At 45.4% G+C, this 12,697-nt stretch carries 13 protein-coding genes; all 13 read left to right on the forward strand.

The genetic code is table 11. The features are described 5' to 3' along the window. Nucleotides 1-53: 53 nt before the first annotated feature. The 13 genes from HMPREF9698_RS06590 (at nt 54) to whiA (ending at nt 12,085) form a co-directional block, all read left to right on the forward strand. Complete coding sequence (locus HMPREF9698_RS06590; protein ID WP_003778561.1) at nt 54-1,631, forward strand: DUF4097 family beta strand repeat-containing protein; 1,578 nt, start codon at nt 54-56, stop codon at nt 1,629-1,631. A gap of 181 nt (nt 1,632-1,812) precedes the next feature. After that, nucleotides 1,813-1,938: a PspC domain-containing protein gene (locus HMPREF9698_RS09310; protein WP_115629219.1), complete on the forward strand. Its 126-nt coding sequence runs from the start codon at nt 1,813-1,815 to the stop codon at nt 1,936-1,938. A gap of 65 nt (nt 1,939-2,003) precedes the next feature. Continuing rightward, the gene (locus tag HMPREF9698_RS08680; protein WP_003778564.1) at nt 2,004-2,327 is read left to right on the forward strand and encodes a PspC domain-containing protein; all 324 of its coding nucleotides are present in this window, start codon (nt 2,004-2,006) and stop codon (nt 2,325-2,327) included. Further along, the gene (locus tag HMPREF9698_RS06600) at nt 2,327-2,668 is read left to right on the forward strand and encodes a phage holin family protein (protein ID WP_003778565.1); all 342 of its coding nucleotides are present in this window, start codon (nt 2,327-2,329) and stop codon (nt 2,666-2,668) included. The genes HMPREF9698_RS08680 and HMPREF9698_RS06600 overlap by 1 nt, the downstream gene beginning before the upstream one ends. A gap of 232 nt (nt 2,669-2,900) precedes the next feature. Continuing rightward, nucleotides 2,901-3,839: an HPr(Ser) kinase/phosphatase gene (hprK, locus tag HMPREF9698_RS06605; RefSeq protein WP_003778566.1), complete on the forward strand. Its 939-nt coding sequence runs from the start codon at nt 2,901-2,903 to the stop codon at nt 3,837-3,839. A gap of 65 nt (nt 3,840-3,904) precedes the next feature. Next, entirely contained in the window at nt 3,905-4,768 is an 864-nt protein-coding gene (gene lgt / locus HMPREF9698_RS06610) for a prolipoprotein diacylglyceryl transferase (protein WP_003778568.1), read from the forward strand. A gap of 12 nt (nt 4,769-4,780) precedes the next feature. Beyond that, nucleotides 4,781-5,800: an NAD(P)H-dependent glycerol-3-phosphate dehydrogenase gene (locus HMPREF9698_RS06615; protein ID WP_003778570.1), complete on the forward strand. Its 1,020-nt coding sequence runs from the start codon at nt 4,781-4,783 to the stop codon at nt 5,798-5,800. Between the two features lie 73 nt (nt 5,801-5,873). Further along, nucleotides 5,874-6,302, forward strand: a complete 429-nt coding sequence (locus HMPREF9698_RS06620) for a tetratricopeptide repeat protein (protein WP_003778571.1) — start codon at nt 5,874-5,876, stop codon at nt 6,300-6,302. 71 nt (nt 6,303-6,373) lie between these two features. Further along, entirely contained in the window at nt 6,374-7,348 is a 975-nt protein-coding gene (trxB, locus tag HMPREF9698_RS06625; RefSeq protein WP_003778573.1) for a thioredoxin-disulfide reductase, read from the forward strand. Nucleotides 7,349-7,448: 100 nt separating this feature from the next. Then, nucleotides 7,449-9,173, forward strand: a complete 1,725-nt coding sequence (locus tag HMPREF9698_RS06630; protein ID WP_003778574.1) for a phospho-sugar mutase — start codon at nt 7,449-7,451, stop codon at nt 9,171-9,173. Nucleotides 9,174-9,257: 84 nt separating this feature from the next. After that, complete coding sequence (gene rapZ / locus HMPREF9698_RS06635) at nt 9,258-10,148, forward strand: RNase adapter RapZ (RefSeq protein WP_003778577.1); 891 nt, start codon at nt 9,258-9,260, stop codon at nt 10,146-10,148. Next, a complete protein-coding gene (locus HMPREF9698_RS06640) occupies nt 10,145-11,140 on the forward strand; it encodes a gluconeogenesis factor YvcK family protein (protein ID WP_003778580.1) in 996 nt (331 codons plus the stop codon). The genes rapZ and HMPREF9698_RS06640 overlap by 4 nt, the downstream gene beginning before the upstream one ends. A 15-nt stretch (nt 11,141-11,155) precedes the next feature. Beyond that, complete coding sequence (gene whiA, locus HMPREF9698_RS06645; protein ID WP_003778582.1) at nt 11,156-12,085, forward strand: DNA-binding protein WhiA; 930 nt, start codon at nt 11,156-11,158, stop codon at nt 12,083-12,085. The last annotated feature ends 612 nt before the right edge of the window (nt 12,086-12,697 follow it).

Raw genomic sequence — 12,697 nt, forward strand, 5'->3', positions numbered from 1 at the left:
ATAATAGGTCTAAGTAAAGAAGCCAGTTAAAAGCCCAACCAGGAGGGAATAAAATGACTGAAAAAGACCGGATTATTGAACTTGTTAAAGCGGGTGTATTGACAACTAAAGAAGCTTTGGACTTAATCGAAGGTTTGGCTCGAAAAGAAGGGGAAAAATCCGCCAATAGAGACTTTGCAAGCAGTGGAAGCAAGGAAGAAGCTGAAGCAGGTATTGAAGCGGCGGCCAGTGACATGCTGGTCAAGTCAGAACGGATCGACAGTTTAAACGATCAAATCCAGGAACTTGAGTCTGACTTAAGCGACTTGCAAGCTGAATTAGAAGAAGCAGAGGCAAACCAGGAAGAAGACCTGCTAAAAAATTTGCGACAAGATTTTAAAGACTTACATGTCGAAAAAGATTTGATCAAAGACCTAGATGAAGTGGATAATTCCAAAGAATTAGACCAGATTAATGAGGAAATTAAAGACCTAGAAAGCCATATCCAAGACCAGGAAGTTATTTCCCAAGACAAGCAGGCTGAAATCAAGGAATTAAGAAGCCAGTTAGTAGCTTTATCTAAGGAAATTGCTCGTTTGGTTAAAGAACGGGACAGTTTGGTCAAGGAAGTTGACGGCAGTGATTCCCAGTGGTTTACCGACCAACTGGAAAATTTAAAGGACCAGTTCCAATTTTCTGAGGACTGGAAAGAAGAAACCAGTAAAAAGGTCAACCAAGCGGGTGAAAACATTAATAAGGTAGTCAAGGATATCGTAGGCAGTTCCAAAGACTTTTTGGACCATTTTGAATGGCATAAACCAGACCTCAGAGTCTTCAACCTTGTTTCCAACTCTTTTAACAAGGAGTGGCAAATTGAGGATAGCCAGCCAACTATTTTTGATATTAAAAATGCCAATGGGGACCTAGTGATCCAAGAAGGTCCGGTAGCGCATATCGAGATAAAAGCCTCTATCACCATGTTTGGTAAATTTAACAGCTCACTAGAAGAGGCCTTTGAAAAACGGTCGACCTACCGGCTGACAGAAGATTCCTTGAAACTACACATCCCCAACAAAAGGGTCCAGGCTGATATTCAAATCACCCTTCCCGAAGGCAGTTATGACTACTTGTCAGTCAATGTTTTAAATGGAGACCTAAGCTTGAAGGACTTAACCTTTAGTGACCTCTACCTTAAAGCAACTAAGGGGGACATTAGCCTAGACCAAGTTAAGGCCTCTATGGTGGAGGTCAAGGGGACATCTGGGGACATCAAGGTCTTGGATAGCGACTTGCAAGACTTAATCATTTCCTCTGTTAATGGGGATATCAAGGCGGATGGCCGGCTTGCTTCCTCCAGCTTGGCAACAACTCTTGGTGATATACGCCTAAGTTTGTACGGTCCAAGTCCAGTCCAGGTGGATACCTCCACTGTTTATGGGGATGTTAAAATTGCCCTTCCCCTAGATAAAGACTTAGAGGTAGAAGGCAAGTCCAACTTTGGTAAAGTCTACAGCCGGCTCAGCCAAACCAAGATAGAAGCCAGTGACGGTAAGGACTCTTCCGTCACCTTTAGCCGGCTTGGTCAAGGACAAGCCATCCGGGTTAAGGCCAAAACAACCCAAGGAAATATTTTGCTAAAAGATTCTGAATAAGCTCTAGTCAAAACAAGACTTGGGTCAAACCGACTGATTAAGTTGCCCCTTTCTTTTCAAAGGGAAACAGCCTGACCTCTTGACTGGCAAGACAAGAGAGGGTGTCTGCAGCGAAGAAGTTGAGGCGGTTTCAAGATGATAAAGTCCTCTTTGGAGTTTTAGGAGAAGAGAGGGAGAATACTTGCTTATTAATCCCAAACTAGTCCGCCTGATTTTCTTTATTTTGGCTATTGTAACAAATGGCGCATTTTTCGCTCTCTACTTTATCTTATTTGGCATTTTACCTGAAGGAAAAGAAGAAGTTTAAACTAATAATGAATTGGAAACCCGCCGCTTGTTTGAGCGTAAAATTCATATGGAAGGGTGGTAGTAGTGAAAAAGTTACAAAAATCAAAAGATAATGAAATCCTTTTTGGTGTTTTAGGGGGGATTGCGGAATACTTTGGCATTGACCCTGTCTTAGTTCGGGTGATTTTCTTTGTCTTGGCAGTCGGGTCAATGGGAACCTTTATTCTGATCTATATTGCCTTAGCCATCATCATGCCGGATGAACCCGAAGAAGTCACCTTTCGGAAGAGAAGGGAAAAAATTCGACAAGAATTTGACAAGGTCAACAGAAGCGGATACAAAAGTAAGGAACGAAAACAAGCTGAAGATGTGGAAGAAGTAGACGAAGATGACTGGAGTGATTTTTAGTGAAATGGTGGCAGAGGATTCTTTTGAACACAATCATGTTTTTGGCCTTGGCTGGCTTTTTTAAGGGCTTTGTCATTGATTCTATCTTTACAGCCCTCTTGGCCGCCGTCATTTTTGGTATATTAAATACCTTAGTCAAGCCGATTTTAGTTCTTCTTTCCCTGCCGATAACGGTCTTAACCCTTGGAATCTTTTATTTCCTGATCAATGGCTTGATTTTATACATGACGTCTGCCCTGGTGTCTGGATTTACAATTTCCTCCTATGGTTTGGCCCTCCTTCTTTCTTTAATTATTTCCCTAGTCAATTCTTACTTTACACGGCCTGTTTACTACTATTAGGGCCAAGATTTGACTGGTGCAAAGTTTTAAGACTGCTCCGGCGACAGCTAATGGACCAGCTTTAGAAGCCTGGTTGAGCCGGGGCTTTTTGCTTTGCTGGTTTGGTTTTGAAGGGTTAGGAAGAGACCAAGCTAGTTTTGAACCAGGTCTGGAATTAGCCCCATGTAAAAAGCTTCTACATGTGGTAAGATAAGGTGGACTATAGCTTTCTTTTACTTGGAGGAAAGATACAATGACCAAATTTGTGACAGTGGGGGACCTGGTGGAAGGTGTTAATGCAGCCAGGGTGATCTCAGGCCAAGATTTTTTAGACCGGAAGATTAAGATTACAGATGTTTCGAGACCAGCATTGGAATTGACCGGGTATTTTAACTATTATGCCAATGAAAGGGTCCAGGTCTTGGGCCGGACCGAAATATCTTTTATGGCGAAAATGTCACCTGAAGAACGGAAGATTATCTGCAAGCGTTTGTCTACCGACCAGACCCCTTGCTACTTGGTTTCTAGGGACCTAAAGCCACCTGAGGAATTAGTGGAAGTTGCCAATAGCCAAGGGATTCCTATCCTGGGTAGTTACAAGCCGACTACCCGGATCATGGCCAACATGACCAATTATTTAGAGAAAAAGTTGGCTGACCGCATGTCCCAACACGGCGTCTTAGTCGATGTTTACGGGATGGGGACCTTGATTATTGGTGATTCTGGCATTGGCAAGTCAGAAACAGCCTTGGAATTGATCAAACGGGGGCACCGTCTTATTGCAGATGACCGGGTGGACTTGTACATGCTTGATGAAAGCCGGATCGTTGGTGAGCCACCTGAAATCCTACGAAATTTAATTGAAATCCGGGGCATCGGGGTGATTGATGTGGTCAATTTATTTGGCCTGGGTGCTATTAGGCCCCGCAAGAAGGTAGACTTGGTCATCAACCTGGAGCCTTGGAATGAAAACAGGCATTACGACCGGATCGGGGATAGTATGGAGAAGATGAAATTTTTCAATGTGGATATCCCCATGGTAACCGTACCAGTCCGGGTTGGGCGGAACTTGTCTATTATCATTGAAATTGCCGCTATGAATCGCCGGGCTAAGAACTTGGGTTATGATGCCGTCGAAACCTTCCAGCAAAACCTAACTGAATTAATGAAACAGAATTCTACCGACCTATAAGCTTATCCAGATCATCTAGATAAGCTAGTGCCGGAAATAATTGTTGAAAGAGAAAAGGAGACCCTATGCAGGAATTGTTAGCTGTTATTGACCCCATTGCATTTGAATTAGGCCCTATATCAGTGGCATGGTACGGGGTGATTATAGCCTTGGCCATGCTCCTAGCTGTCTTTTTGGCCTCTCGAGAAGCCAAAAAATTAGGCATGGATAGTGATATTGTTATCGATGTAGCCTTTTGGATTATTCCCTTTGGCATTATCGGAGCCCGGATCTATTATGTTTTATTTGAGTTGGATTCTTATATCCAAGACCCCATCCGGATCCTCTTTATATGGGAAGGTGGCTTGGCCATCTATGGGGGGATTATTGCGGGCTTCTTTACCATTTTATGGTTTGCCCATAAGGAAAATTTGGACATTTGGCTCCTTTTTGACCTAGTCGCCCCATCCTTATTAATCGCCCAGTCTATTGGCCGTTGGGGTAACTTTGTCAACCAAGAGGCCTTTGGGGGCGAAGTTTCCCGGGAATTTCTGGAAAGCTTATACCTACCTGAATTTATCATAGAGGGCATGAACATTAATGGAGCCTACCACCACCCCACTTTCCTTTATGAATCTATCCTAACCCTGACCGGCTTTATCATCGCCCTAGTCCTGCGCCGGAAAGGGAACTTGCTACGGGGGGAATTGATTTCCTTCTATCTCATTTGGTATGGGACAGGCCGCTTCTTTATTGAAGGGATGCGGACAGACAGCCTCTACATTGGTCCCCTCCGTGTCAGCCAAGTCTTGTCAGCCCTTATCGTTCTCCTTGGGGTTGGGATTATTCTCTACCGCCGCTTTTACCTTTACCCTAGACCGCCATACTACAGTGAAGGGGTTAAACCAGAAATTGACTTTGCCAAGAAAAAAGCATCTTACGACCAATAGGGGGCGATTCGTGTGATTAACCAAGCAAGACCAGAAAAGGTAACCGTCTTGGGTGCCGGCTCTTGGGGAACAGCCCTGGCCAATGTTTTGATCGAAAATGGCCATGATGTATTACTTTGGACCCGGAGCTCTGACCAGGCCCAGGAGATTAACCAAAAAAAGACCAACCATCACTATCTCAAAGATACACACTTACCTGATTCGATTCGAGCGACAAGTGACTTAATTGAGGCAGTTGGCCATAGTGACATTTTATTATTTGTTGTTCCTACTTCAGCTATCCGACCAGTGGCTCAGGAGGTGGCTGGCTTAGTGACAAAAGAAGTCACCATTATCCATGCTGCCAAGGGCTTGGAAGGAGGCAGTTATCTGCGGATTTCCCAGATCCTAGACCAGGAGTTGCCCGCTGATTTGGTTAAAGGCATTGTTGCCTTGTCAGGTCCCAGCCATGCTGAAGAAGTGGTCAAGCATGACTTGACTTCTATTACGGCAGCCAGTGAAAACCCAGACCAGGCGAGATTTACCCAAAAACTCTTTATCAATGACTACTTCAGGGTCTACACCAACCCGGATATTATCGGAGTAGAGATTGGGGCAGCCCTTAAAAATATTATTGCTTTAGGGTCTGGCATCATCGATGGTTACGGCTATGGGGATAATGCCCGGGCCGGTTTGATAACCCGTGGCCTGGCCGAAATTTCCCGTCTGGGCCAAGCCATTGGGGCCCAAGCCCTTACCTTTATTGGCTTAAGTGGGGTAGGGGACTTAATCGTCACCTGCTCCAGCCCCCATTCAAGAAATTACCAGGCTGGTCGCCTGCTAGGCCAAGGTCAAGACTTAGAGTCAGCCTTGGACTCGATCGGCATGGTGGTCGAAGGGGTCTACACCACCCAGGCCGCCTATGACCTATCCCAAAAAATGGGGATCGAAATGCCCATCACAGAAGCCATTTACCAGATTTTATATGATGACTTGTCAGTTGGCCAAGCCATTACTTCATTAATGAACCGCAGGGGTAAATCAGAAGCTTAACTTTTTGCTTGTCTGACCTTTGACGCGTATCATAATGGTTGAGTAGGAGTATTTGATCAGGAAGGAGGATTGGATGGCACAAGCAAAGGATAAGATTATCCGTATCAACCCATCAGCACCCTTTTACTTTGAGCGAGCCTTTGATGCCTACCACCAGTCCGATTTAGACAAAGGAATTAAGTATTTTAAAAGAGGGATCAGCCTAGCTGACAACCCCTATGAAGAACATTACGGGGCCATCCAGCTTGCCTTAATTTACCAGCACCAGGGAGAATTCCAAAAGTCTTACGACCTGGTCCAGGACTTGCTTGACAAAAGTGGCAAGCTACAAGCTGACCTCTATTATTACCAAGCTGTGAATTGTTCCTATTTAAAAGATTACCGGGAAGCCAAGCAGCACTTAGAGACTTTTATCAATTTATTGGACCAAAGACCAGGCCAGGATTCCCCTTACCGGAGTGAAGCAGAAGACATGCTTGTTTACTTGGCAAACTTGGATTAGTCTTTCAGTCCAATAAAGTTAACCATGAACCTGTCTATGAGGAAAATGAATGAAGGAGTCGAAGATCGAGAATGGATTCAGAAAATATCTATGATGTTGTTGTTGCTGGATCAGGACCTGGTGGCATGACTGCGGCCCTTTATGCTTCAAGAGCTAATATGACTACCTTGATCCTTGAAAGAGGAGCACCAGGAGGCCAGTTAATCAATACGGCTGAAATTGAAAATTACACTGGGTACAAGTCGATCCCAGGACCAGACCTGGCTAGCAAGATGTATGAAGGAGCCCTCAATTTTGGGGCCGACTACCAATATGGGGATATCCAAGACCTGATCGACCATGGTTCCTACAAGGAAATTAAGGCTTCAGGCAAGTCTTATTTTGCCAGAGCGGTCATTATTGCAACCGGTGCTGAGCATAAAAAATTAGGGGTCCCTGGTGAAGAAAGCTTTAACGGCCGGGGGGTTTCCTACTGTGCCGTTTGTGACGGAGCCTTTTTCAAGGGCAAGGATATTGTAGTAGTCGGCGGAGGAGACTCTGCGGTTGAAGAAGGGAACTACCTTACCCAATTTGCCGACCAAGTCTCTATTATCCACCGCCGGGATGAATTGCGGGCCCAAAAAGTCTTGCAAGACCGGGCCTTCAACAATGACAAGATTGATTTTATTTGGGACTCTGTGGTCGAAGAAATCATGGGAGATGACAGTGTGTCTAAGGTCCGCCTCCGTAATGTCAAGACTGGAGAAGTTAGTGAATTAGACACCAATGGGACCTTTATCTACATTGGCCTAGTCCCTAACAGCCAAGCTTTTGCTGGGCTAGGTATTTGTGACGACCAAGGCTGGGTCATTACGAACGAAAAAATGGAAAGCAAGGTCCCAGGTATCTTTGCCATCGGGGATGTCCGGCAAACTGTCTTGCGCCAAGTAGCCACTGCAGTAGGCGACGGGGCAGTTGCTGGCAATGAAGCCTTTAATTATGTAGAGGAATTTAAGGATTCCTTGACCAAAGAAAAAATTAGCCAAAGTATCAAGGAAAGTGAATAGTCCAAAAAAATTGTTATTCGCAAGCAAGGGCCTGGCTCCAGAAAATAGGTCGGGTCAGGCCAGTTGACTTGCTCTTTATAGAAAAGATGGGAGGATATAAATGACTTGGAAGGATACATATCAAAGCTGGCTGTCTTTTGACCAGCTAGACGCAGACCTAAAAGCAGACCTAGACCAGTTAGAAGATGACTCAGACCAACTAGAGGACGCCTTTTATAAGGCCTTGGAATTTGGAACTGCTGGCATGCGGGGCTTGATGGGGCCAGGGACCAACCGGATGAACATTTACACTGTCCGTCAAGCCAGCCAGGGGTTAAGTAGCTACTTGCTCGACCGCTTCGACGATGCCAAGCAAAGGGGTGTAGCAATCGGCTATGACTCCCGTCACCAGTCCCAAGCCTTTGCTTTTGAGGCAGCCAAGACCTTGGGCCAGTCGGGGATTAAAAGTTATGTCTTTGACTCGATTTGCCCCACCCCTGAACTTTCCTTTGCGGTCCGTCATTTTAAATGCCGGGCTGGGATCATGGTGACCGCTAGCCACAACCCACCAGCCTACAATGGTTACAAGGTTTACGGGGATGATGGTGGCCAGCTCCTCCCTCAAGCAGCAGACCAGTTAACAGCTTTTGTCAACCAGGTCCAAGACCCCTTGTCAGTCCAAGTAGCCCAAAAGGATAAATTAATCCAGGCTGGCCTCCTCAATATAGTAGGGCCTAGAGTCGACAAGTCTTACCTGGAAATGATGCGGTCAGTTACCCTCAACCCTGATATGGTTGAAGATTATGCCAATGACTTGACCATCGTCTACACCCCCCTTCATGGTACAGGGCAAAAATTGGTCAAGAAAGCCCTCTACAATGCCGGCTTCCAAAATGTTTATGATGTTGACAGTCAAAAAGACCCAGACCCAGACTTTTCGACGGTGGAAAGCCCCAATCCCGAAACAGAGGGGGCCTTTGCCGAAGCAATAAAGGTGGGGACCAAGCAGGATGCAGATGTTTTGATCGCTTCTGACCCTGATGCTGACCGCCTAGGTGTAGCTGTCAAAACAGTTAAAGGGTCTTACCGGGTCTTGTCTGGTAATGAGATCGGTAGTCTCCTGACCCACTATATTTTAAAAGCCCAATTCCACAACAAACTCCTACCTAAATACCCCGTCGTGATTAAGTCCATTGTGTCTTCAGACTTGCCAGACCGAATTGCAGACTCCTTTGGGGCTAGGGTAGAGACTGTTTTAACGGGCTTTAAGTATATAGCTGACCGGATCAAGTTCCATAATGAGTCTGATGAGACCAGCTTTATGTTTGGCTTTGAAGAAAGTAATGGCTACTTGTCCCGCTCCTTTGTCAGAGACAAGGATGCGGTCCAAGCCAGTGTATTAGTGGCAGAAATGGCCCTTTATTATAAATTGCAAGATTTTTCACTGGTGGATGCCCTCTTCAACCTCTACAACCACTATGGCCACTTTAAAGATACGGTTTTTTCCCTCAGTTTAGAAGGGAAGAAGGGGCAAGACAAGATTGACCAGATCATGGAAAAATTCCGGCAAATTCCGCTGAAGGACTTTGCAGGCTTTAAAGTCAAGGCTAAGGAAGATTATCTATCTAGCCAAAGAAGCTTGGCTGAAGGTGGCACAGAAGATATTGACCTGCCTCAGTCCAATGTGTTGAAGTTTCAAATGACAGATGGGTCATGGCTAGCAGTCCGACCTTCTGGGACCGAACCCAAGATTAAGTGTTACTTATCTGCTACGGATGGGTCGAAGTTAGAAGTGGACCGCAAATTAGAACGCTTAGAGCAGGCAGCCCGGCAATTGATGGATTAAAGAGTTAACTTTGCTTAAGGGGTGCCGGTTTAAGTATGAAGCCAATGATGGTCAAGGCGATGGTTGACTAGAAAGGAGACACTTATGGGTGAACAAATAGAAGTAGTCATCATTACAGGAATGAGCGGGGCCGGCAAGACGGTTGCGGTCCAATGCCTGGAAGACTTGGGCTATTATTGCATTGACAATATGCCCCCTGAGCTCCTGCCCACCTTTTGGGACTTGACCCGGAAATCGGCCCACTTATCCAAGGTGGCCTTGGTCATGGACCTCAGGATGCGAGATTTCTTTTCCCATATGAAGGATTCCCTGGCTAAAATTGAAAACACCCCCTATATTGTCAAGCGGATGGTCTTTTTGGACTGCAGTGATGAAGAATTAATCAACCGCTATAAGGAATCGCGCCGGTCCCACCCCCTAGCTTATGATGACCGCTTGATTGAGGGGATCAAAAAAGAACGTCAGTCTTTGGCCAGTTTTCGCCAGCAATCTCAAGTGGTTATCGACACCAGTGATTTGACCCCTAGACAATTACGGGAAAAATTTGTAAAATTGTTTGGGCAGTCTGCCGAAAATAAATTGTTCCGGGTTGAGCTGGTCTCCTTTGGCTTTAAGTACGGCATCCCAACAGATGCTGATATAGTCATGGATGTCCGCTTTTTGCCCAACCCCCACTACCTACCTGAATTGAAAGACCAGACTGGCCTAGATGAATCGGTCTATGATTACGTCATGCAACAACCGGAAACAGAACAGTTTTTCCAAAAATTTATCGACCTATTGACCTTTAACCTTCCTGGCTATAAAAAGGAAGGGAAAACCAGCCTAACAGTGGCCATTGGTTGTACTGGGGGACAGCACCGGTCTGTGGCTTTGACCGAACGCGTTGCCAAGACTTTGTCTGGCGACGGTTATGACGTGAATGTATCTCACCGCGACAAGGATAAAGACAAGGAGTCCGTAATTCGATCATGACCATTTCCAGAAGACCTAAAATTGTGATGATCGGTGGTGGCACTGGCCTCCCCGTTATCTTAAAAAACCTAAAAAAGTTAAAAGCAGACTTGACAGCGATTGTTACGGTTGCCGATGATGGTGGCAGCAGTGGTCGCTTGCGGGAAGTGTTTGAAGCCATCCCGCCAGGGGATATCCGCAATATTTTAGTCGCTTTGAGTGATATTCCCCAAATTCAAAAGGATATTTTCCAGTACCGCTTTCAGTCAGACGACCCCATGTTTGGGGGGCATGCTATTGGTAACTTGATTATCCAAGCTGTTTCAGAGATGAAAGGCGATATCAATGAAGCTATCCAGGTTTTAGCTGACATGATGAAGGTGGAGGGTCATATTTATCCAGCTTCTGACAAGCCCTTGGTCCTCCATGCCCGCTACAAGGATGGCAGCTTAGCTTCTGGTGAGTCCAAGATTCCGATCTCTGGTAAGTTAATTGACTATGTGGCTGTTTCCTCTCTTGACACTGATCACGGACCGGTGGAATGTGGTAGTCATGTCAAGGAGGCCATTATGGCAGCTGATGCCGTGGTTCTAGGGCCTGGATCCCTTTATACCAGCATTTTGCCCAACCTGATGATTCCAGACCTAGGGGAAGCAGTTTTGAAAACGTCGGCCAAGGTTATTTATATTTGCAATATTATGACCCAACTAGGTGAAACGGAAGGCTTTACCGATGCCCAGCACGTTGAAGTCCTCCACCACCACCTTAACCAAAACTTTATCGACACAGCCTTGATCAACAATGCTCAGGTACCATCAGATTATATCAGCATGGAAGGGTCAGAAATTTTATACCAGGTTCAACACGATTTTAATGGTTTAAGCCAAGCTGTTCCCCATGTGATTTCAGATGATTTCCTGGACTTGTCAGCTGGTGGAGTCTACCACAATGGGGCCAAGGCAGCCAAGGAAATCTTCAATATCGCCACCAGTAATAAGAACCAGACCGTTTAATAGAGGAGGGTTAACATGTCTTTTGCAGGTGATGTTAAAAAAGAATTAACCATGCTGGAAGTCCATCCCGAACATGCAAAAGCTGAATTAGCCGCCTTGATTCGGATGAACGGGACTTTGGGTCTGGTTGACCGGGAATTCTATTTGAATGTCCAAACTGAAAATGCAGCTATTGCCCGGCGGATTTTTAGCCTGATTAAAGATACTTTTAATGTCCAGGCTGAATTATCAGTCCGTAAAAAAATGAAGTTGAAGAAAAATAACGTCTACATTGTCCGGCTCAGAAGTGGTAGCCAGACCATCTTGTCCGAATTGGGCATCCTAAAGGGCATGCTCTATTCAGGATCTGTTCCAGAAGAGTACAAGACTAATGAACAAAAAATGCGGTCCTATCTCAGGGGAGCTTTTTTGGCTGGCGGGTCGGTTAATAGCCCAGGGACCAGCCGTTATCACTTGGAGATTCACTCGGTTTACGAAGAGCATAACAATGATATTTATGACATGTTTGACTATTTTTCACTAAACCCCAAAAAGCACGAGCGTAAAAGTGGGGGCTACATTGTCTACCTGAAAAAATCTGAAAAGATAGCTGACTTTATGGCCGTCATTGGGGCCACTAACAGCATGTTCCAATTTGAAGATGTTCGGATTGTCCGGGACATGCGGAATTCGGTCAACCGCCTGGTCAATTGCGAAACTGCCAACCTAAACAAGACCATTTCAGCGGCCAGCAAGCAAATTGATAGCATCCAGTTGATCGACCAAGAAATCGGCTTGGATGACCTGCCCAAAAAACTCTTTGAAGTGGCCATAACCCGGTTGAAACACCCCGATGTTTCCTTAAAAGAATTGGGTGAATTGGTGCCGTCGGGTCCGATTTCTAAAAGTGGAGTCAACCACCGCTTGCGTAAAATCAACCAGTTGGCGGATGAACTCCGGTCTTAATCAAAAAACCTGACTCTTTGAGGGTCAGGTTTTTGATTTTTCACTATTAATATTGCTAGTTTTATATAATAGCCGTTCTATTTTGGGGCAACTTTTGAAGTTATCGTTTTTAATGGAGGGGTTTTGAGCTAGGGATAGACGGGTCTAATCCATGATGAGAATAGAGAGAGGACAAGGACAGACTGTTTTCTGTTGTTGGAGAATGAAAAACGACAATGGGTTGGCCATTCGGTACTTTGAAAGTTGAAAGGCGACAATGGGAGAGCCATACGGTACTTTCGGATTTGAAACGCGACAATAATTCAGAATTGGGAAGTTTTGGATTTGAAACGCGACAATTGCTGAGCGATAAAGGAGTTCTGGTGCAATAACGCGACAATTGCTGAGCAATAAAGGGGTTCTGGAGCAAGAACGCGACAATCGGTGAGCAATAAAGGAGTTCTGGAGCAAGAACGCGACAATCGGTGAGCAATAAAGGAGTTCTGGAGTAAGAACGCGACAATCGCTGAGCGATAAACGAGTTATGGAGCGGAAACGCGACAATCGCTAAGCAATAAACGAGTTATAGAGCGGAAACGCGACAATCGCTAAGCAATAAACGAGTTATAGAGC

The sequence above is a fragment of the Alloiococcus otitis ATCC 51267 genome (assembly GCF_000315445.1).
Taxonomy (GTDB): domain Bacteria; phylum Bacillota; class Bacilli; order Lactobacillales; family Carnobacteriaceae_A; genus Alloiococcus; species Alloiococcus otitis.